Source organism: Bacillus sp. OV166, assembly GCF_900177675.1.
In the GTDB taxonomy this organism is placed as follows: domain Bacteria; phylum Bacillota; class Bacilli; order Bacillales; family Cytobacillaceae; genus Neobacillus.
In genome coordinates, this window is sequence record NZ_FXWM01000001.1 from 4,816,120 (window position 1) to 4,837,514 (window position 21,395).

General features: G+C 35.9%; 27 protein-coding genes. 5 read left to right on the forward strand and 22 right to left on the reverse strand.

Annotated elements, in window-relative coordinates:
• Window positions 1–111: 111 nt before the first annotated feature.
• On the reverse strand, window positions 112–720 hold the full coding sequence (locus CCK98_RS23605; RefSeq protein WP_088088808.1) for a hypothetical protein: 609 nt from the start codon (window positions 718–720) through the stop codon (window positions 112–114).
• Between the two features lie 108 nt (window positions 721–828).
• Here CCK98_RS23605 and CCK98_RS23610 point away from each other — a divergent pair, with 108 nt between their 5' ends.
• Entirely contained in the window at window positions 829–969 is a 141-nt protein-coding gene (locus CCK98_RS23610; protein WP_088088809.1) for a YpzI family protein, read from the forward strand.
• A 44-nt stretch (window positions 970–1,013) separates the two neighbouring features.
• Here the strand turns inward: CCK98_RS23610 and fni are convergent, their stop codons facing one another.
• From fni to CCK98_RS23685, 15 genes are all read right to left on the reverse strand, one after another.
• Window positions 1,014–2,072, reverse strand: coding sequence for a type 2 isopentenyl-diphosphate Delta-isomerase (gene fni / locus CCK98_RS23615; RefSeq protein ID WP_088088810.1), 1,059 nt, complete (start codon window positions 2,070–2,072; stop codon window positions 1,014–1,016).
• Between the two features lie 11 nt (window positions 2,073–2,083).
• Complete coding sequence (rpsA, locus tag CCK98_RS23620) at window positions 2,084–3,223, reverse strand: 30S ribosomal protein S1 (protein ID WP_088088811.1); 1,140 nt, start codon at window positions 3,221–3,223, stop codon at window positions 2,084–2,086.
• 163 nt (window positions 3,224–3,386) lie between these two features.
• Window positions 3,387–3,968, reverse strand: a complete 582-nt coding sequence (locus CCK98_RS23625) for a 1-acyl-sn-glycerol-3-phosphate acyltransferase (protein ID WP_088088812.1) — start codon at window positions 3,966–3,968, stop codon at window positions 3,387–3,389.
• 2 nt (window positions 3,969–3,970) lie between these two features.
• Window positions 3,971–4,645: a (d)CMP kinase gene (gene cmk / locus CCK98_RS23630; protein ID WP_088088813.1), complete on the reverse strand. Its 675-nt coding sequence runs from the start codon at window positions 4,643–4,645 to the stop codon at window positions 3,971–3,973.
• A 158-nt stretch (window positions 4,646–4,803) separates the two neighbouring features.
• Window positions 4,804–4,983, reverse strand: coding sequence for a YpfB family protein (locus CCK98_RS23635; protein ID WP_088088814.1), 180 nt, complete (start codon window positions 4,981–4,983; stop codon window positions 4,804–4,806).
• Between the two features lie 79 nt (window positions 4,984–5,062).
• On the reverse strand, window positions 5,063–6,412 hold the full coding sequence (ypeB, locus tag CCK98_RS23640; protein WP_088088815.1) for a germination protein YpeB: 1,350 nt from the start codon (window positions 6,410–6,412) through the stop codon (window positions 5,063–5,065).
• A gap of 14 nt (window positions 6,413–6,426) precedes the next feature.
• Window positions 6,427–7,284, reverse strand: a complete 858-nt coding sequence (gene sleB, locus CCK98_RS23645) for a spore cortex-lytic enzyme (RefSeq protein ID WP_373408546.1) — start codon at window positions 7,282–7,284, stop codon at window positions 6,427–6,429.
• A gap of 146 nt (window positions 7,285–7,430) precedes the next feature.
• The gene (gene prsW / locus CCK98_RS23650) at window positions 7,431–8,120 is read right to left on the reverse strand and encodes a glutamic-type intramembrane protease PrsW (RefSeq protein WP_088088817.1); all 690 of its coding nucleotides are present in this window, start codon (window positions 8,118–8,120) and stop codon (window positions 7,431–7,433) included.
• 114 nt (window positions 8,121–8,234) lie between these two features.
• The gene (locus tag CCK98_RS23655; RefSeq protein ID WP_088088818.1) at window positions 8,235–9,191 is read right to left on the reverse strand and encodes an asparaginase; all 957 of its coding nucleotides are present in this window, start codon (window positions 9,189–9,191) and stop codon (window positions 8,235–8,237) included.
• A gap of 2 nt (window positions 9,192–9,193) precedes the next feature.
• The gene (locus tag CCK98_RS23660) at window positions 9,194–10,171 is read right to left on the reverse strand and encodes a YpdA family putative bacillithiol disulfide reductase (RefSeq protein WP_088088819.1); all 978 of its coding nucleotides are present in this window, start codon (window positions 10,169–10,171) and stop codon (window positions 9,194–9,196) included.
• Window positions 10,172–10,266: 95 nt separating this feature from the next.
• Entirely contained in the window at window positions 10,267–11,544 is a 1,278-nt protein-coding gene (locus CCK98_RS23665) for a Glu/Leu/Phe/Val dehydrogenase (RefSeq protein ID WP_088088820.1), read from the reverse strand.
• 241 nt (window positions 11,545–11,785) lie between these two features.
• Complete coding sequence (locus CCK98_RS23670; protein WP_088088821.1) at window positions 11,786–12,367, reverse strand: genetic competence negative regulator; 582 nt, start codon at window positions 12,365–12,367, stop codon at window positions 11,786–11,788.
• Window positions 12,368–12,436: 69 nt separating this feature from the next.
• Window positions 12,437–13,225, reverse strand: coding sequence for a metallophosphoesterase (locus CCK98_RS23675; protein WP_088088822.1), 789 nt, complete (start codon window positions 13,223–13,225; stop codon window positions 12,437–12,439).
• A 24-nt stretch (window positions 13,226–13,249) separates the two neighbouring features.
• Complete coding sequence (locus CCK98_RS23680) at window positions 13,250–13,618, reverse strand: hypothetical protein (RefSeq protein WP_088088823.1); 369 nt, start codon at window positions 13,616–13,618, stop codon at window positions 13,250–13,252.
• A 213-nt stretch (window positions 13,619–13,831) separates the two neighbouring features.
• On the reverse strand, window positions 13,832–14,308 hold the full coding sequence (locus CCK98_RS23685; protein ID WP_306298962.1) for an HPP family protein: 477 nt from the start codon (window positions 14,306–14,308) through the stop codon (window positions 13,832–13,834).
• 148 nt (window positions 14,309–14,456) lie between these two features.
• Here CCK98_RS23685 and CCK98_RS23690 point away from each other — a divergent pair, with 148 nt between their 5' ends.
• From CCK98_RS23690 to cotJC, 3 genes are read left to right on the forward strand one after another with little or no spacing between them, the layout of a single operon-like run.
• Entirely contained in the window at window positions 14,457–14,687 is a 231-nt protein-coding gene (locus CCK98_RS23690) for a spore coat associated protein CotJA (protein WP_088088824.1), read from the forward strand.
• The gene (locus tag CCK98_RS23695; protein WP_088088825.1) at window positions 14,684–14,944 is read left to right on the forward strand and encodes a spore coat protein CotJB; all 261 of its coding nucleotides are present in this window, start codon (window positions 14,684–14,686) and stop codon (window positions 14,942–14,944) included. Before CCK98_RS23690 ends, CCK98_RS23695 begins: the two co-directional genes overlap by 4 nt.
• Before the next feature lie 21 nt (window positions 14,945–14,965).
• Complete coding sequence (gene cotJC / locus CCK98_RS23700; RefSeq protein ID WP_088088826.1) at window positions 14,966–15,535, forward strand: spore coat protein CotJC; 570 nt, start codon at window positions 14,966–14,968, stop codon at window positions 15,533–15,535.
• A 218-nt stretch (window positions 15,536–15,753) separates the two neighbouring features.
• Here cotJC and CCK98_RS23705 read toward each other — a convergent pair whose 3' ends face one another.
• From CCK98_RS23705 to CCK98_RS23725, 5 genes are all read right to left on the reverse strand, one after another.
• Complete coding sequence (locus CCK98_RS23705) at window positions 15,754–16,209, reverse strand: YpbF family protein (RefSeq protein ID WP_088088827.1); 456 nt, start codon at window positions 16,207–16,209, stop codon at window positions 15,754–15,756.
• Between the two features lie 93 nt (window positions 16,210–16,302).
• A complete protein-coding gene (locus CCK98_RS23710; protein WP_256942451.1) occupies window positions 16,303–17,016 on the reverse strand; it encodes a LysM peptidoglycan-binding domain-containing protein in 714 nt (237 codons plus the stop codon).
• 14 nt (window positions 17,017–17,030) lie between these two features.
• Window positions 17,031–17,618, reverse strand: coding sequence for a CPBP family intramembrane glutamic endopeptidase (locus tag CCK98_RS23715; RefSeq protein WP_088088828.1), 588 nt, complete (start codon window positions 17,616–17,618; stop codon window positions 17,031–17,033).
• On the reverse strand, window positions 17,615–19,129 hold the full coding sequence (locus CCK98_RS23720) for an ATP-dependent DNA helicase RecQ (protein ID WP_088088829.1): 1,515 nt from the start codon (window positions 19,127–19,129) through the stop codon (window positions 17,615–17,617). Before CCK98_RS23720 ends, CCK98_RS23715 begins: the two co-directional genes overlap by 4 nt.
• Window positions 19,129–20,163 (reverse strand): helix-turn-helix domain-containing protein, encoded by a 1,035-nt coding sequence (locus CCK98_RS23725; protein ID WP_179195913.1) that lies wholly within the window; start codon window positions 20,161–20,163, stop codon window positions 19,129–19,131. Before CCK98_RS23725 ends, CCK98_RS23720 begins: the two co-directional genes overlap by 1 nt.
• Window positions 20,164–20,426: 263 nt before the next feature.
• On the opposite strand from CCK98_RS23725, the gene CCK98_RS23730 reads away from it, so the two are divergent.
• Window positions 20,427–20,675 carry a ferredoxin gene (locus tag CCK98_RS23730; protein ID WP_024030326.1) on the forward strand — a complete coding sequence of 83 codons (249 nt, stop codon included), beginning with the start codon at window positions 20,427–20,429 and terminating at the stop codon, window positions 20,673–20,675.
• A 114-nt stretch (window positions 20,676–20,789) separates the two neighbouring features.
• Here the strand turns inward: CCK98_RS23730 and CCK98_RS23735 are convergent, their stop codons facing one another.
• Window positions 20,790–21,374, reverse strand: a complete 585-nt coding sequence (locus CCK98_RS23735; RefSeq protein ID WP_088088831.1) for an ECF transporter S component — start codon at window positions 21,372–21,374, stop codon at window positions 20,790–20,792.
• Window positions 21,375–21,395: the final 21 nt, after the last annotated feature.

The window sequence follows — 21,395 nt, forward strand, 5'->3', positions numbered from 1 at the left end:
TATAGTTCTTATTAAGTAAAGAAACCCTTCTGTCATCTAGAAGGGCCTAACTATATTATATTATCAATGATACTCCTTTCCCGCAATGGGGAAGCTTGACAAGATTCTAAATTACGAGGATTTTTGCTTTCCTTTTTCAAAGAAATGAAAATGATTTTGCAATATTGTTCCTGCGTTTTCCAATGTACTCCATCCTGCAAGCAAAAGTGCCGTTAACGAACAAACATCTAAATAGGCAAATTCCCCAATCAAATAGGGAAATTGGAATTTATTTAATATATAGGCATATAAAATCTCTCCCTGCATACCACCTGCAAAAATTATGATCAATCTCCCTTTTAAAGTTTTTTGCAATAGTATGGCTAAATACCACAATGCTATACCCATCATCCATTCCTTCTTAAAAACGATCCAAATTGGATCAAATATCTCAAATAAATGGAAGGTTACATATGCGATTGTTATTATGAATGAACAAATAAAAAAGTAAATTATTCCTCCTCGTTTTTCCTGGCTTATGAATAAATAACAGATACCTAAAATAAATAATCCACTTGCTTGTATTTCAAATTCACCGACCATAAATTGAATATTAGATAATATTAGTGCAATTAAAACGATAGCAGCAAGTTTAACTCGAAATGGGTTTTGTTTTTCTAAAATAAATGTTAAGTAAATCCAAAAGGCCCAACAGCTCCAATAAAAGATTAACCCTTCCAACTCATACACCTCCTATTATTTTCATTATTGGTAATCTTTATGTAGTTTCATACTTCCTTGAATAATATTTCCTGTGTGAATCATCTTATTAAGAGGAGGTGTGTAGGAATGGGAAAAGACCGACAAGAAAAAAAGTTACGCGAAAGCAGAAGAGTGGAGTCAGATCGTGATCAGGCTTTGCACTACCCAAGTGCTACTAAGCTATCAAGCCCGGAAGAGGCACGGGGATTAAACGACGGAAAAAAATAACTGTAGAAAATAACTACAAAAAGCTCCCGCGGTTGCGGGAGCTTTTAATTAATGGAACGCTTTGCATATTGTTTTGTATCTATGCCTCTTTGATTTAACCAATGATAGGTTTCGCCAGATATTATTAGTGGTGCATTTTTTAAATCTGAAACAGTCTTTGTACCTAAAGCAGTCATAATCATTTTTAATTCCTCATGAAGGGTTTCGATTTCTTTCTGTAAAGATTCTATCCCATCTTTAACAAGAATTTTCAAGAAATAACCTGCCATGCCAACCGCATCTGCTCCTATCGCTATTCCTTTTGCAATATCATGCGCTGACATAAATCCCCCCGAGCCAATGATGGATAGATGATTAGAAACTGACGTTGCTTCAAGAATAGATACACCCGTCGGGATTCCCCATTGATTAAAAAAAGACAGAGATTTTTCCCTGCGCTTATTTTCAATTTCAGCAAAATTTGTTCCCCCAGAGCCGCCCACATCAACCACTTTAACGCCAATTGACGAAAGTGAATGAACAGTTTCCTTTGCCATACCGAAACCAACTTCTTTCACAATAACAGGGACTGTTAGCTCTTTAACAATGGATTCAATTCTTTTAAGTGCACCAGAAAAATCCCGATCTCCCTCTGGCATAGTTAATTCTTGAATTACATTTAAGTGTATTTGCAGTGCATTTGCTTCAACCATCTCGATAGCAGCTTTCGCGTCGTCTGGTGAGGCTTCACTTCCTAAATTTGCAATAATAACACCTTTGGGATTCTCTTTACGGACAATTTCATAGGTGTATTTTTGAGTTTTATCTTTTAATGCAGCCATTTGTGACCCAACGGCCATTGTTAAACCGGTATTTTTAGCTACTATTGCCAGCTCTTTATTGATACGATAAGTTTTTTCACCACCACCACCGGTCATGGCATTGATAAAAATTGGCGAACTTAAATAAAGTCCGCCAAATTCATGGTCTAATCCAACATCGAACACACCGATATTCGGTAATCCCTGGTGAATAAATTTTATATCATTGAAAGCTGAAGCATGATGTTTCCTATTATCAAGGGCATAACGAATGTGGTCCCATTTTCGTTCAGATCTAGACACTTAAATCACCATTATTTTCCTAGATTCTTTAATTTATCTCCAATAACTTCTCCAAGCTGAAAGCCTTTTGACTCTTCAGGAAGTTCATAGTCATGGTTTTCCTCATACTCTTTTTCAAGAAGTTCTTTAATGCTTAAGGATAAACGTTGATCTGACTCATTTGCCTCAAGAACTTTGACGTCTACTTCCTGTCCCTCTTTCAATACTTCATGTGGTGTACCGATGTGTTTATGGGCAATTTGAGAGATATGAACCAGCCCTTCAACACCTGGAAATACTTCGACAAAAGCTCCATAAGAAACCAATCTTTTCACTTTTCCTTTTAAGACGGTTCCTTTTGGTGCTTTCTCGGAAATATTTGACCAAGGTCCAGGAAGTGTTTCTTTAATCGATAAAGAAATCCTTTCATTATCACGATCAACACTCAATACCTTAACCTGTACTTGTTGCCCTTCATGAACCACATCAGAAGGCTTATCGATGTGCTCATAAGATAATTGGGAAATATGAACAAGACCGTCAATGCCGCCAATATCTACGAATGCCCCAAAATCAGTGATTCTTTGGACTGTACCATCAATAATTTGGCCAACTTGAACTGCAGTTAGGCGATTTTGTTTTTGTTTACCTTTTTCTTGTTCTACAACAGCTCGATGAGAAAGAATTAAGCGATTCTTTTCCTTATCAAGTTCTACAATTTTAAAGGTTAGGATACGGCCTTTATAATCGCTGAAATCTTCTACAAAATGAGCTTCGACGAGGGATGCTGGTACAAAACCACGAACTCCGAGATCAACAACAAGGCCGCCTTTTACGACGTCTTTAACCTCAGCTTCAAAAACTTCTCCACTTTGGAATTGTTTTTCTAAACTCTCCCATGCTTTTTCTGCATCTACTTTCCTTTTGGAAAGGATGATCGCTTCTTCCTCTACTTTTAAAACTTCTAATTCTAATTCATCACCATCTGCGACTGCATCTGATGCTTTTTCAATATGCAGGCTTGAAAGTTCACTGATTGGGATGATTCCATCAATTTTGCTGCCTTGGATATTAACGAGCACCTGCTTTTCTTCTACTTTAGTAACTTGTCCTGTCACTTTATCCCCGATTTCAAAGTTTCTCACTTCTACTTGATTTAATTCTTCCGACATATGTATTCCTCCTTAATCCATTTACTCCTAAAAATTCTATATATGAACTGGTGGATGCCACGCAGCATACAACATATATAAAACAAACCTAAAAGCAGTGAATTTTCAAAAAAAAACTCTTTCCATTAACTTCTTACAAATAGTCTTTTTTGTCAAGCAGAACCTATTGATGTTCTTTTTTAAGTTTTTCAATCTTTGACATAATTAATTCAGTAACTTGTTCTGCTGAAGCTTTCTCTTTTCTCATTTCTTCCAGGTCAATGGGTTGTCCATAGACGACCTTTAATTTTCGGAAACTTCTATACGGTCCAATAATAGCACAAGGTACAACCGCTGCTGTTGATCTTAGAGCAAAAAATCCTGCTCCGGAAAGTCCTTTTCCTATTTCCCCAGTCTTACTCCTTGTTCCCTCTGGAAAAAGGCCGAAAACATGACCATCCTTTAAAAGCTTTAAACCTGTTCTAAGTGCTTCACGATCGTTAAATCCCCTTTTAACCGGAAATGCATTGCATTTCCTAACAATATTACCTAATACAGGAACGGAAAAAATCTCTTCTTTTGCCATATAGTGAATAGGTCGTGGTGCCATGATTCCTACAACCATAGGATCGAAATTATGGATATGATTAGAACAAAGAAGAACCCCGCCCTCTTTCGGGAAATGTTCACGTCCGATGGCTTCAATCCTGTACCATGGCTTAAAAACTCCATATACAACTGACCTTGCAAACGCATAAAACGTCACACTTATCCAATCCTTTCGTGCACCAACGTCATTATTTTTTCAACAACATCAGGAATTGTCAAAGAGGTTGTATCAATTTCAATTGCATCATCAGCTTTTTTCAGTGGTGCTATTTCTCTCTCTGAGTCGATTTTATCTCTACGAGCAATTTCTTCTTTCAACTTTTCTAAGTCGGATGGAAATCCTTTTTGGACATTTTCAATATGACGCCTCTCAGCTCTTTCCTCGACACTAGCAAGTAAGAATACTTTTACCTCTGCACCTGGCAATACATGTGTCCCGATGTCCCTACCATCCATTACAACTCCGCCTTCAGAGGCAAAAGCTTGTTGTCTTCTGACCATTTCTTCACGGACCTTCTGATGTTTAGCAACATATGAAGTCGAATTAGTTACTTCAGCAAAACGAATTTCATCTGTCACATCTCGATCGTCTAGATATACTAATTGCCCACTCTCAGAAGGCAGCAATTTAATATCCGTAGATAATAATGTCTCTAATAATGAATCTTCATTTTCTAAATTTAGCTGATTAACTATTGCCTTATATGTTAATGCCCGGTACATAGCACCAGTATCGATATAAATATAAGAAAGTTTTTCTGCTACAATTTTTGCAACTGTACTCTTACCGGCTGCAGCAGGGCCGTCTATTGCGATTGATATTTTTTTTTCCATAAATCCTCCTATTTGCCATCATGATTATCTCAGATGTTGTCTACTATTTATTTTACCACAAGATATATCAATGCCTCTTTTTTTTACGACTATAAAAATGAAATTTAATGACAATTATAATTATGTTCAATCCAAAGAAAGCAGGCAGGCCTGCTTTCTCATTTTCCCTGGAAGGTTTCAAGAATATCAGTATATGTATTTTCATTTACCCCTTCGTATTTTGTTAATTGTTTTACTTGAGGAAAGACATCCAACTGGTGAAAAAATAACTGTGCAAAAAATAGAAAAATAAACTGTATGATGACAACTTTAATTAAAACTCTTTCTACCTTTTTCATAACATCCACTCCACAAATCAATATATATTTATTATTGGAGTTATTTGAAAAAAATATAAGGAAAAGCAATTGCTTTTCCTTATATCACGTCTTCATATACCTCCTCAGCATTCTTCAATTTTTCAACATCTTCTTCTACACCGCTTTTTGCATTAATAAAAATACGATAGGTGTCATCATCGATTGTCCCAAGGAATTCATAACAAAGCACTTCTTCGTTAAGGTCATTTATAATAATGGCCTGCCGGTCTTCCATTACTTTAAAGTTAGGATTCACCTTTGCACGAGCTTGTTCTAAAGAAATAGCAGGTTTTTCTATTTTCCTTGTCTGAAAAGATTTTAAATACTCCTCAGCGGATACACCAATAATATCGCCATTGTCCAAAGCAACTTTAACTTTAATCGATTCAGGGTAAATTCTAATACCATTTATTTTTGAAACAAAATTGAAAACACCGATATTGTCATATTGTGTGCTTTCAAATATCTCTAAATCTTTAAAACCTGTTTCTTTTAGAAAAGTTGCCGCCTTATTATCAGCATCATTTAAACTGAGAACTTGTTTTTTTACATCTCGATGGTTAATAAACCAAATGGGATGTCCCGCTTTTTTGGTAATGTCCATACTGCCTTCATCACCGGTTTTCTTATTTTTTATGGAAACACTATAAAAACCATAATTGGAACCTTTTCCATTTTCAGTAACTTTCACTTCGGAATTCCCATCAATTTTCATGTACTTTTTGGCGATCTTAATTGCTTCTTGCTTGGAAATCGTTTTTCCTTTGATTTTTTGAAAATTTTCATCCTTTTTTTGCATATTTACAAAAGTTGGGCCCAAGTCCGATTCTTCATATCCTGTCACTGTCTTTTCTACAGATTTAAAGCCGTCAATTATCGTATTATCCGTAGATTCCTTGCCAGAAGCCAGGGCAAGTTCAACATCCATCCAGCGAAGGTTATTTTTTAGTACCATATGCTGTACATTTCGAAGGTCATCCTGAATATCACCAGATTGCTTATAAAGTACCTTTAAAGTGTTGTATTCATCCTTTGACAATGGTTCCTTGTCTAAATCTCTAACAGCGGTTCGATAGCTGAAGTTTCCAATTTTAGCCAAGAATTCCTCCGTCTTGTTAAAAGGTAGTAATGTTAACGGCAGTTGTCCTACATCACTATGTGCTTCTGAAGTAATCCTCCATACCTCAATTAACGATGGAGACAAGGATTGCCTTGAATTCATTGCAAGGGTTGTTCCAATCTTATCGTGTAATAAATCCACTTGATAGGAAAGATCATGGAATGCTCGTTGATAAGTATTTTCTGCATTTAATAATATTGCATTTTTTTCCTGATGTTCTTGGTAGCCCCAATAGGCTGTTCCTGCGACACCTACAGCGAGAACACCTATTAATATTCCTCTAATCAATTCTATTCACCTCTCTACTTGCAAAAAATATGTTTCCCGATTCGTTTTATTTGAGGTCGTCCCCATATCCAGCCGCTAGTAGCAGTATCTGGGTTAAAATAGTATAATGCCTCTCCAGTTGGATCCCAACCATTGATTGCATCTACTACGGCCTTCTTAGCATTTTCATTTGGTGTTAGCCAAATTTGCCCATCAGCAACGGCCGTGAAAGCACCAGGCTCAAAAATTACTCCTGAAACTGTATTAGGAAATGTTGAACTATTTACCCTATTGAGAATAACAGCTGCAACAGCAACTTGACCTGTATAAGGTTCGCCCCTTGATTCTCCATAAACGGCATTAGCCATCAATTGGATATCATTTTGTGAATAACCATTTGGTATGTTAGCAGCTGTTGGCTTTTTGGGTGTCCCTTTATTTGGTAAAGTGTTTTTTTGACCTGTATTTTTTGGTGGAGCTGTATTTTTTGGTGGAGCTGTTTTTTGGGGTGTTTGTTTTGCTGGTGCTTTGTTTGCTGGATTAGGGACACTTTGTTTACTTTCATCTACCCCACCGTAATGTGTAAATTTGTTACCTGAGTTTATTTGCTTTTTTACAAACTGTTCATTGTATTTGCTTGCTTTGGCTAGTTTTAATTTTGTTGGCCACCCCGCCAATCCATCAATTGGCAGCCCAAATTCATATTGAAAATTTCTTAACGCCCAATACGTACTCCATCCGAATACCCCATCAATCTTCCCATTGAAAAATCCAAGATACTGGAGCCTGGATTGCAGTTCAATGACATCATCACCGACCGCACCTTTTTGGATAATCTGATTAGAGAAAGCTCTGACCTCCTTGCTTTCAATAAATGAAGATGTCCCAAACATAAGAAAAATTAATATGGAGAATTTTAGCAGGTTTTTTTTCTTTATCATGGAATATTAACCCCCATTGTAAATCTTTTATCAGTAAACCTATTTTTTGTTTAAATGGTGTTTTTATTCCATCTTAATGAGAATAAATAAAAAAACCCTTACAAGTGAAGGTTTTTTTGGACAGCATATTGTTTTTTCATATGATTGGCACTTAATATTTTAGCTTTTTTCACTTTCCTTAGTCCAAACCACCAAAGAAAAATCATAAAAGGAAAAATAATAAAGAGCCAATTTTCTTGGGAAATTAAGATAAAATCGTATGCACCGTGGAGAAGAAATGGTAAGAGAAGGGAAAATATAACCCATTTAGCTTTATTCCCTTCTGTAAACTTTGCTTTCCCAATATAAAAGCCCATAATTACACCAAATAGAGCGTGACTTGAAACAGGTAATAATGCACGTGTTACCGCATGTTCGATTCCATTAGCTATTAAATAGAAGACATTTTCTATTGTAGCAAAACCAAGTGAAACAGCTACTCCATAGACAATTCCATCAAAGGGTTCATCAAACTCTACATGCTGATAGACAACATAAAAGAGGATAAACCATTTGAAAAACTCTTCAAATAGACCTGAGCTAAGAAATGCATTGAAAAGATCAGATTTAATTATATGTTCTGTTTCAAGTACATGCTGGATAAACATGATTGGAAACACAAGAAGGGCTCCGTACATAAATGTCCTTAGAACGAAGGATATTGGCTCTGAGTCATATTCATCTTTTAAATAAAAATAACTAAGTAAGGCCAGTCCGGGGGCAATTCCGGCGGATAATATTCCCAGCATGATGAACCTCTTTTCCAATCCATTTTCTTAATCGTATCATGTATTCTCTATAAAGAAAATGAAAGATTCATTCCATTTATTAAGCCGACTTCAACCGTTTGACATTTGGTTAGCTTAAAATTTAATTTCCTTCAAATTGCTAGCAAGGGCTACAGCCAATTTAATTCTTGCTTTTTTGGAGTCGTTGTCACTCCCTAGAATAACTCCCTTATTAAAAAGATCAAAGGCACTTCCTTCATAATCATAGGTTGTGTATACTGAACCCTCTTCTGCGCTAGTAGTGACAACCAGTTTAATTCCCGCTCCAATAGCTTTTTCAATTTCTGCCATCATTTTAGGGGCAACCTGACCACGTCCCACTCCTTCTAGGACAATCCCAGCAATCCCCGCCTCTCGAGCTGCCTTAATAAATTTCCCATCAGCTCCAATATAGCATTTAATGATTTCGACTTGAGGAATAGATGATTCTATTTCAAAATACTCTCTTTTGATTGGTTTTTGAAAAACATGAACTTGATCGTTATCAATAATGCCAAGATAGCCAAATCCAAATGCATTGAAACCCTGGATATTGGATGCATGTTCTTTTTTTACATATCTTGCAGCAAATATTCGTTCATTAAAAACGACCACGGTGCCAGCATCCCTTAAATCATGAGAACAAGCACAATAAATGGCATGACGCAAATTTATATATACATCGCTGCCTAAATCCTCTGGCGAGCGCTGGGAACCTGTAACGACAACAGTTCTTGGGTCTTTAATTGTTAAATCAAGAAAATAGGATGTTTCTTCCATTGTATCCGTTCCATGTGTGACAACCACGCCTGAAACATCTTCATCCTTAAAATAGTCCTCAATTTTGTTTTTTAATAAAATTAAATCATCAAATGTGATATGAATACTAGCTTTTTGAAAAACAGATTCAATAACGACTTCAATGTCCTTTGGTAAATTACACATACTAGCGAGCTCTTCACCAGTTAACGCACCTGAGGCTAATTTTCCTGAATCTTTATTTGGCTTGCTTGCTATTGTTCCACCTGTTGTTAATAAGACAACTTTTTTCATCATTATGTCACCCTTTTTGCATCTTTTTCTAGGATTGAGCAAGCAATTTCCCCACCGTGGAACCTGCCATTTTCAATGAATATTTCATTTGCGTTATTTCCTGCCGCAATTACACCTGCTATATATATTCCCTCAATATTTGTCTCCATTGTATCTGCATTAAAGAAGGGTCGCCCTGATTCCCCATCTATTTTAACACCCATGTTCCGTAAAAATTGATGATCTGGATGGTAGCCTGTCATTGCAAATACAAAATCATTGCTTATCACATTTTCGTTATGGTCTTTTATATATACAACTTGATTTTCCGTTATTTCTTTTAGGGTAGCGTTAAATTCCATCAAAATGGTTCCCGCCCGGACCAACGCTTCAAATTCAGGAAGAATCCATGGCTTTATACTTGGAGAGTATTTTTCACCACGATATAAAACTGTCACTCTTGCTCCAGCCTTCACAAGTTCTATTGCAGCGTCAACACTAGAATTTTTCCCACCAATCACACAAACATCTTTATCATAAAATGGATGGGCTTCTTTAAAATAGTGAAATACCTTGGATAAATTTTCACCAGGTACCTCCATATAATTGGGATGATCATAATAACCGGTTGCTATGATTACATAGCGGGCACAATAAGTATTTTTATTGGTATAAACATGAAACAGCTCACCTTGTTTTGATACACGAGTAACTTTTTCAAACGCATTTATTCGTAACTGTTTCCGTTTGGCAACTTCTCGATAATAAACAAGCGCCTGATTCCTTTTAGGCTTATAATGTTCTGTAATAAAGGGTACTTCGCCAATTTCTAATTTTTCTGCTGTACTAAAAAATGTTTGATGTGTAGGGTAGTGATAAATTGAATTCACCACATTTCCTTTTTCAATAATAAGTGGTTTTTTCCCTATATCCTGAACTGCGATCGCCGCTGCTAAACCACATGGGCCACCGCCAACAATAATGATATCTTCTATTTGCATAATAAGTACACCCCTTAAAACAATCATTCAGGATAACAAAAAAACTCCTATCGTCTATGATAGGAGTTTTTTCACTATGTTTCAATGGTTAAGTTTTAAATCCAGCCTCTAAAACGGCTTGCCTCTGCCATTTTTCTAACTCCAACCATATATGCAGCAAGTCGCATATCGACACGGCGTGTTTGGGCAGTGTCATAAATATTGTTAAAGGATTTTATCATTACCTTTTCCAGTTTTTCTTCTACTTCTTCCTCAGACCAATAGTAACCTTGGTTATTTTGAACCCATTCGAAATAAGAAACGGTTACACCACCGGCAGATGCTAATACATCCGGGACAAGGAGAACTCCTCGTTCTGTTAAAATCTCTGTCGCCTCTAGTGTAGTTGGACCATTTGCCGCCTCTACCACGATACTTGCACGAATATTATGAGCGTTTTCTTCAGTAATTTGATTTTCTATTGCAGCAGGAACAAGAATATCGCATTCAAGTTCTAGCAATTCCTTATTTGTAATAGTGTTATTAAATAATTTTGTAACCGTTCCAAAGCTATCTCGTCTATCTAATAGATAATCAATATCCAAACCATTTGGATCATGCAAAGCTCCGTATGCATCAGAAATTCCAATTACTTTTGCACCTGCATCGTGCATGAATTTAGATAAAAAGCTTCCAGCATTACCAAAACCTTGAATAACAACCCTTGCACCCTCAATTTGAATACCCTTCTTTTTAGCAGCCTCTTGGATACAGATTGTTACTCCTTTTGCCGTTGCAGACTCACGTCCATGTGACCCACCAAGAACAAGCGGTTTACCCGTAATAAAACCTGGTGAATTAAATTCATCAATTCGGCTATATTCATCCATCATCCAAGCCATGATTTGCGAATTGGTAAACACATCAGGAGCTGGAATGTCTTTAGTTGGTCCAACAATTTGACTGATTGCTCTTACGTATCCCCGGCTTAATCTTTCAAGCTCTCTAAAGGACATATCACGAGGGTCGCAGACAATACCGCCTTTACCACCGCCATACGGAAGATCGACAATCCCACATTTTAAGCTCATCCAGATTGAAAGGGCTTTCACTTCCGTTTCTGTCACACCTGGATGGAAACGAATCCCACCCTTTGTTGGCCCCACAGCATCATTATGCTGGGCACGGTAACCAGTAAATATTTTTATGGAACCGTCATCCATTCTAATTGGAATTTTAACTGTCATTAAACGTAATGGCTCTTTTAAGAGCTCGTATACCTCTTCAGGATAACCTAACTTTTCAAGGGCTTTATGTATAACGGTTTGTGTCGATTTCAACACATCATGCTTTTCCTCTTGATTAGTCTTTTCATTATCTTTATCGGCTACCATTTGTAATCCTCCCTAAAAAAATGCTACGAATGTTGTCAGCTTTCAGACACAAGTATACACCTTTAATTGATTTATGCAAGTGAAAAAAACAACTACCTGAACCATTATGTAAACGTTGCCAACTGCATTTTTAAAGGATTTCTAAAATTGCAATGGCTACAAATTATATCTTAATAACTTTTAATGATTGGAAGGGCGGTGGTTGCCCTTCTCTAACTTACTTTCTTAAAAAGTAGCTAAATTACTTGAAATATTGAAGAATAGTTTCCACCGCATTATTTTCGATTATTCGTTTCCCATACTCAGCTAAAACGTACGGACTTAGAATAGAAGCATTACCAAATTCAGATAAAACACAAGCAGCCTTAATATTATTTTCAGTTTCTAAATTATTCATTAATAAATAATAGCGGTTATGCATTGCATATAGGCTTCCACCAAAAATATTGACAGTGGACAGTCTTTTTGAAAGACCAATTATATCCTCAAAATCATCAAACTCATACAATAGGTCCTCAAAACCTTCCATCCTTACTTGCATTTCAATAAATCCATCGTATAGAATTTCCTCATCTTCAATTGCTTCATCAACGGTAATGATCAATATCATCCCCTGAGCCTGGAGGGAGAACACCTCTACCGCCACAGAACCTTGAATATCAACGTCAAATTCCTCACTTGCCTCTTCCACCATATCATGAAAAAGCTGATTCCATTTTATTGAGTCTTTCCAAATATCTTCTTTGGAGAGTCCCCTGTCAAATAAATCATCAGAGGTTAGAAAAATTTTTATTTTATTGGCCGTTAAGCGTTCTAAGCGCATGATTTTGCCCCCTGCCGTGACATAACTCTTGTTTTCAGTGTATGCCCTGGGGTCCTGTTGGTGAATTGTCTATATTTTTCCTTCCATATCAGAATTCCACTTAAGTGTAATCAAGTGACATTCAGCAGGTGCCCCCAACCTTAAAGGGATGGTCGTGGTACCATAACCATTACTAATAAGAAGAATGGTATTATCTAATTTTTTTATTTTCCCTCTTTCATGTGGACTATATCCTAAAATATGAATTTGCCCCCCGTGTGTATGACCACATAACACTAAGCGAATTTCATGTTCAGAAAGAATCTTATTTGTAATATCAGGATAATGGCTTGCTAGAATTTTAAAACTTTTCTCTTCTGCATCTAGTAAGGCTAAATCCAGACGATCTCGGTCTTGCTTTAAATCATCTACACCAAGTAAACAAAATTTTTCACCTTGGGCTGATTCAAAAGTCACAGCGGTGTTATCTAATACTTTAATACCTAACTCCAGGAGGATGGCATCTAATTTATGATAATCTACTTCATAATCATTGTTTCCCCATACAAAGTAGACAGGACCAATTTGCTTTAGTTTCAACAAGTTTGCTTTAACTTTCTCAAAAGGAACCCCTTTTTCTGTTAAATCTCCGCCGATTACAACTATATCTGCCTTCCCCTTAACAGGGTTAATAATTTTATCAGATATCTTTCTCCTATGAATATCCGAAATAAAAAAGATCGAAACACTGCCTAGAGATTTAGGAAAGTCTGAAAAAGATAATTCATGTTCTATTACTTTATTTAAAAATGCTTCACGTAACATATATATAAGAAGACATCCACCACCGATGAACAGGACAACTAAACTAATAACCATATTTCCTTTTCCCCATTTCTTAACTTAAAGTTCAATGGAAATCATACCATAAAAAAGACTTAAACTAAAAAAGACAAGGGTTTGCTCCCATCCCATATTAAAAAGAAGGAAAAAAATAATAAAAAGGAAGAGATATTCCAAGAAAAGATTCATATCTAATTTTTCTCGTTTCTGCCCTATTTTTCTTGTCCTATGTAACAGCTCACGAATAACTTTTCCGGTAACGAGAAATCCAATAAAAAAAACCACTGAAGCTACAAAAAATTTTAATGGATTTATTACAAGCCCTATAAAGAACTCAGAAAGGACAAATGGATGAGGAATCGTAATCCATTTAATGAGCAGATATCCACTTAGAAAAATAACCAAATCCGTCAATACTTTTTTATACATAAAAATCCCTCCCATACAATGTATGAGAAGGATTGAAAATATTACCTAATTCAGTTATTGGTCCTCTTCGATACTTAAAATTCTGAACCCATGTTCTTCCAGCCTCTTTGTGAATTTGTCAATATTGTTCTTCTTTTCAATCTTCATTACAATTCTTCGGACAAGTTTATCAGTTTCATCAAAAGTAACAAGAGAAATAATATGTTCATGGAATTAATGGGCAATTTCAGACAGACGAGCAATCCGACCTTCAGTTTCAACTGATGTAAAGGCAATCCTTACTCCTGGGCGATTTACACCAAATGCACTCTCAAATGAACTGATTACATCCGAACGAGTAACCACTCCAAGGAAATTTTTGTTTTCATCAACAACAGACAATAAAGGAAAATCCTTTAAATCAAGAAGAGTTTTCTCGAATAGTTCTCTACCCTCTAAAAACTTATCTTGATGTGTAGCAATATCTTTTACAAAAGTTGAGGTTAAGTACTCATCCTTTTGTTTATCAGAATGAAAGAAACTTTCATAAATACAATATCTCGTCGCAACCCCTACATACTTATCTCCATTTAAAACCGGTAGTCCATCAATTTGATGTTTTTCTAATCTTTCCAAGGCCTCTTTCAGTGTCGTATTTTCCTGTGCAGTAAAACATTCATGCTTTGGAATCATAATATTTTTAACAAACAATTCCCATCACCTCAAAATTGATTATCTGTATTATCTATTATACTTCGACAATCCTTAGATAAACCCCTCTATATTTTAATAAGATAAATGTCATAGAAAAACGAAAAATTCATATTATTAAATGATGTTGAATAAAGGGAGGGCTAAAATGAATACACACTTTAAATCCTATCATCCTTATGCGAGTCCGTTTGACCCTTGCAAGCCAATACTTGAAAAAACTTACTCAACTCCGCCACATTTATATATGGGCTTTCAACCACCTAATCTTCCACAATTTTCGCCGCAAGAAGCACTGAGAGCTGGCACGCTTTGGAAGGACTTCTATGATCCTTGGTACAATTCGTTCGAGAAAGCAAAAGGGGGCCTGCCAACATGACACAGGTCCCTGCCGAATATTATCAAATAATGGAGCAGCTTCAAACGGTTGACTTTGTTTTAGTAGAACTCACATTATATTTAGATACCCATCCTGATGACCTAGAGGCAATCAATCAATTCAATCATTACGCAAAAGAACGTAAACGTATCAAAAAGGCATTTGAAAGCCAATTTGGTCCATTGCTTCAATTTGGAAATAGCTACTCCGGATATCCATGGAACTGGAAAGATACCCCATGGCCGTGGCAAGTTTAATTAAAGGGAGGGAAGAGCTCAATGTGGGTTTATGAGAAAAAATTACAGTACCCAGTTCGAGTCAGTACTTGTAATCCAACATTAGCAAAATATTTAATTGAGCAATATGGGGGTGCCGACGGCGAACTTGCTGCTGCACTCCGATACTTAAACCAACGATACACAATTCCAGATAAGGTAATTGGTCTTCTAACAGATATCGGTACAGAAGAGTTCGCCCACCTCGAAATGATTGCTACAATGGTCTACAAATTAACGAAAGACGCCACGCCTGAGCAAATGAAAGCAGCAGGATTGGGAGCACATTATGCTGACCATGATAGTGCATTATACTACCATAATGCCGCAGGAGTCCCATTTACAGCTACTTATATAACCGCTAAGGGTGATCCAATTGCAGATTTATATGAAGATATTGCAGCAGAAGAAAAGGCAAGGGCTACCTACCAGTGGTTGATTAACATAAGTGATGATCCTGATATCAATGATAGTCTGCGCTTCTTACGTGAACGGGAAATCATCCATTCGCAACGCTTCCGGGAAGCTGTGGAAATATTAAAAGACGAACGTGGTAAAAAGACTATATTCTAATAAGAAAAGCGGAAGCGCCCGTTTAGCGGCGTATGGACTGGAGCGCTTCGACTGAGATAAAGGAAACACGGAGAGCGCTAGCGATCCGATGTTGACTTATCGTAGGGAGAAGAGCGAAGTCCACTAGACGCTGGGCGCTGGAGCTAGACAGTAATCTAAGTTCAAAATCTTATACTTAGTTATCTCGATAAAAATAAGAAGCAGTTTAGTTCTGCTTCTTATTTTTTTTCATGATATAGGTTTATGTCATATTTAGTTTTCATCATTTCAAAAACAATGTGACGTGATTTCCATTCTTCTTCTTTTTTCCAATAATCCTTACTGCGATCGACAATTTCACATCTTAATTCATGATATTCCTTTTCTGCTTTGTCTTTTTTTGCTTTCAGTAAATTCATTGTACCGTACATTCCGACACAAAAAACCAACAATGTCAAATTATTGGAGTCATTTACAAACGCCGAAAACATCGCAGCAAAGGAATAGGAATAAATACTGGCAACTGTGATATACAAATAGGTTAAGAAACTAGCTGCTAAAATAATTGTGGCCCAAATTGAAAGAATATGCCGCTTTTTAAAACGGTCAAATTTTTCTTTTCGTTTTCTTACATTTTCAAGAGCCTGCTTGGTTGCCTGATCAGTATTTTCAAGTAATTGGATTGGAGAATCCATTTTTATCACACTCCATTTCTCTGTATATACATATGAACTTGTCCCTTCTATTATGTTTTTCTATTAAAAAAAAACCGATCACTTTTGGATCGGTTAATTGTTTATTGGTATTTTCAAAACCTGCCCTGCATTTAGTTGGTTACTCGTTAGATGGTTTGCCTCCATAATAATATCCATTCCCTTTGGGGATTGATAATACGTCATTGCTATCCTATAAAGGTTTTCATTTGGTTTAACCGTATGAGAAATGATTTTACTAGCTTCTGGTTCTGTCGATACTACGCTAGTTTCTGACTCTTTTTCTTTTTCACCATTAATATCTGATACCTGAGAATCCGTTTTGTTTTCATTTGTACTCTCGGGTTGAACAGATGTATCCACAGCCGTTTCAGTCTGTTCTACTCCGGCGTTAGATTCTACGCTAGGTTCTTCAGAATCGTTAGCTTCAGAAATTGCTTCCTTCGTTTCATCGGGATTTTCTTGGGTTTCCTCGTCATCTTTAGAATTTTCCAAATTAATCGTTTCATACCCTACTGTTTCTTCTGATGATTTTTCAACCCCATTTATTTTTTTAGCACCGTCACGGTAAGAGATTACACTAAATATGATTATAGGCAGGAGGATAAAGAACAAAACTAATAGACGAATAAGTGGATATTTTAGCTTCCATTTTGTTTTTTTCTTCTTTGGACGATGTATCTGCTCCCGTGGAGGCAAAACTTCCATGTCTTCGACTTTTTCATTAATTTTTTCTATTCGCTGTTTTAATCTTTCCGCTTGGTCCCTGAATGGTTCTTCATTATTCATGGAGCTACTCCTCCCTATTCATCTTCTCTGATTGGTTGTTTAAATTTTATATAGACTCCTAATAAAAAATCAATGACAAAATGCATAACAATTGTGACTGCTAAATTGTCTGTCCACTGAAATATTAAACCAATAAAAAAGCTTAATACAACAATATTTACAAACAAAAACCAATTAAAAAGGTATCGATAGTGGATGATTGCAAAAATAATACTTGCTAAAATGAGGCCTACTTTTGTTTGAATGATCCCTCTAAACAATAATTCTTCACTAAAAGCTACTAAAAGGGCAATGATAAAGATGTGAAACAAATTTCTATTTTTAAATATTCTTTCATTCAAACCGCCATCATCATAAAAGGACGAAGGCAGCGATTTCATAAAAAGAATATCGGCCATAACCACTGTAATACCGGCAGGGAGACCGATTGATATAATATGAAAGTCATTCAAAGAAATATTATCCAAATAGGAGAAATGGTCAAAAAATATAAATCCTAATATCAATGAGATCGCACAGAGAATTCCCTGTGTCATGTAAAGGTGAAAAAGCAAATCTTTATCCGTTAATCCATTAATTAATTCAAAATACTTTTTTTTCATTCCCTCAACTCACAATTGATTAGAATTTTAGCAAGATAGTCGTTCCAGTTTTTTTCATTTGTTTTTACTGAAGGAAAATGATTAGAATTATTAGTTTGATAATCATTTATTTGAAGCCCGCAAATGTCGCAGCATGGATTTAGCTTGTTAGACAATATTTCATCAAAATAATGTAAAATATATTCACGTCTGCAAAAATTGGTTTCAATCCATTTTTTCATGCAATAAATATTATTTTTCTTAATGGATAATCTTTCCTTAACAAAATCATTAATAGTGCATTGTAATTTTTCAAGGCTAGTCATTTCTAGAAATGAATTATTTACAAAGTCCTCAACAATCCTCCATTGAATATCGGTAAAACCGCCAAGCTCCATTAGTTTCGTATTTAGATTGATCTTTCCATCCTTCAGAAGATGGTCATGTTCTACCTTTTTAAACAACCAGTCTATTTGCTGTTCAGATGGCAATTCATTCTCTGCAAGCTGGATTGGAAGCTGTTCATCCCCTGGCGAATATAAAAGGATGGCAATACTCGGTTCGCCATCACGACCTGCCCTTCCGATTTCCTGTAGAAAAGATTCTATTTGCATTGGCATGTGATAGTGAATAATAAAACGGATATTTTCTTTATTAATACCCATGCCAAAAGCACTCGTAGCACATATTACATCTAATTGCCCATAGATAAACTGTTGTTGAATCAGTATTCTTGTATTTTGATCCAATCCGCCATGATAGGCCATAGACAGACAGATTCCTTTTTCTGTTAGTAAGTTCGCCATCTGTTCGGCAGCTTTTTTACTTGAAAAATAAATAATTCCCGGTTTTTTCAATTTGGCAACAAACTCGAGGACACTGGCTTGTTTATCGCGGTAATCAAATAGTTCTTTTACATAAAAGCCGATATTGGGTCGGTCTATGGTCGATTCTATTTTTACTATTTCCTCTAAATCAAGTGAAGCAACAATGTCCTGTCGTACCTTTATTGTAGCTGTCGCTGTCAGTGCAAGCGTTAGTGGATTACCGAATTTCTTTCGAATCTCACCTAGTTTTGAATAATCCGGGCGAAAATCAAAGCCCCATTGGGAAATACAATGGGCTTCATCTACAACAAACAATGCAATCGTAAGCTCTTGAAGTTTACGAAGGATATAGGGAACTCTCAACATTTCAGGTGATATGAAGATAAATTTATATTGACTTAAATGATGTAGGGCCCTATTTCTTTCCTCTCCCGAAAGAAAAGAGTTTAAAGCAATGACTCTCTTTTCACCAAATCTTTTAAATTGTTCCACTTGATCCTGCATTAATGATAGAAGAGGAGAAATAATTAAAATTTGCCCCTCTAAAATAATCCCAGGAAGTTGGTAACACAGGGATTTTCCAGTTCCAGTTGGGAGCATGGCCAGTGTATGCTGCCCAGCAAGAATCGAGGTGATTACCTCTTTTTGTCCAGTCTTAAACGTTTGATAACCAAAATGTTTTTTTAAAACCTTTTCTAATTCCATTATCTATCACCATATTTCGCTAATACTAACCTAATTTGAAAATAAGTAGCAGTATCTACTTCTTCTCGTATCACTTTTAGCTGTTTGGTTACTTTTTGCCGCGAAACTTCCAAAATCTTATTTTGTAACTCACTATCGACGTAGGTATCAATGGAAAAATCCTTTACATTTAAGGCTAATTCAACAAGATGATCTTCTATTGTACTTAATTTTAAGTGTCTGAGATTTGCAATCATATCAAGGCTATATCCTTGTAATAATAATGACTGTGTTTTCCTTGAGGAAAGGGTTAATTCATCATCTTGCATTAGATCATGGATAAGATAAGGTAAGATTTTAAACTGATTACCGTCTTCCATTATTTTTTGAATCAAGTAATGAAGGGCATTAGTAAACCCAATCTGATAATCGTGAAAATCCAAATTCAGCTTTTTTGCTACTTGTAGAGGGGTTAATCCAATCTGCTGAAAACCAGTTAACCGAAACACTAAAAGTGATGGGTCCATGTCTTTCACTGTATTAAAACATTCATTTAACTCTGAATAGACAGTAGTCCCTATCTCCATCCTAGGTACGGTGATAACCTTTAGAGTAGATTTTAACCAGATATGGACGTCTTTGTTTTTTTGAATGGGTATATATCTTGATTCCCCAAAAGCAAGATTGGATACTACCTGAATTAGTAGGGACAATCTTTCCCAAAATAGAGAGGTTATTTGATGAAAGGTCCAGCCATTTATATATTTGGGCAATGGTTTGTTTTCTAGAAGTGTCATTCCAGAGGTCGTTACATCGAATCGTTGTTCCCCTTTATTTAATAACCAATTTTTTTCTACCATTGATTGATATATTTCATCAAAGGAGTCCCTTGTTAATTGCTCATAAATCCCAAAAAAATTTTTTAATGAAAATAGGTGGGCGTCTTGGATAGTTTGTGATGATTTTTTTCCATTCAACAGGTGATAGACGGAGTAAATCGTCCGTTCCCTGTTTAATTGTTTGACACTATATAGAATAATGGATTCAATTTGCATTATATGAGTCCCCCACCATTTTTCATACATTATCGACAAAATATCCATTTTTCTTCTTTATTCTACCATGAAATTAAGTGGATTGTTGTCCAAAAATGTGTAAGAATTAGAAATTCAACCATATAAACTACAGGAATATGGGTATTTTTCTATTGAAAAGTTATCGATACAGTTTTACAATAGATATGAGTTATCCGTTTTCAATTTGATAATGGAAAATGTGTAAGAATAATTTTGTTTATATTACTGGGAGGTTTTTTTTCATGGCAAAGTACACAATTGTGGATAAGGAAACTTGCATTGCATGTGGGGCTTGCGGCGCAGCAGCACCAGATATTTATGATTATGATGATGAAGGCATTGCATTTGTAACTCTTGATGATAATGAAGGAATTGTTGAAATTCCAGATGTATTAATCGATGATATGATGGATGCTTTTGAAGGCTGTCCTACTGATTCCATTAAGGTAGCTGACGAAGCTTTTGATGGCAATCCAACTAAATTTGAATAATATTTAGGTAAAACAATTGTTAAGCTACTGCCTCTCTCCTTTTTAAGGTGAGAGGTTTTAATTTTTTACAAAAAAACAACAGGAGGAATAAGTCCATCCTGCTGTTTTTATTTATTAGACGCTTTTAATTGTTGTGTTCTTATTAATCCATGCCTGCATCCGAATGAACAGAAGCATAAAGATGGATGACATCATAACACCTTTTATTAAGTTAAAAGGCAAGATAGCAGGGACTACCAAATTACGCATATCAGGGAATCCCATAAGAGCAGTGTAAGCCGGTAAAATGAAGAAGTAATTTAATATACTCATCATTACCGCCATTATAGCTGTCCCGGCAATTAACGCTAATGTCATACCTTTTCTAGTTTTGAGTCTATTATATACGAAATATGTTGGCAGGATAAACACAATGCCAGCAGCAAAATTGGCTATATGGCCAACAGGTATTCCTGTAAAACTTCCTGTCTGAATATAATTAAGGACATTTTTAAAAAACTCAACTAATATTCCTGCAATTGGTCCAAAAATCAATGTGGCAATTAATGCTGGGATGTCGCTGAAATCGACAAACAAGAAATTTGGGAATAAAGGCAATGGAAATTGTATTAGCATTAACAGAAATGCAATACTACTCAACATTCCAATTGACACATATGCCCTTACGTTCATTTTCCTCTGTTTCTTCATCTTCTTCATCTTCCTCTCTCCTTTTTTGAT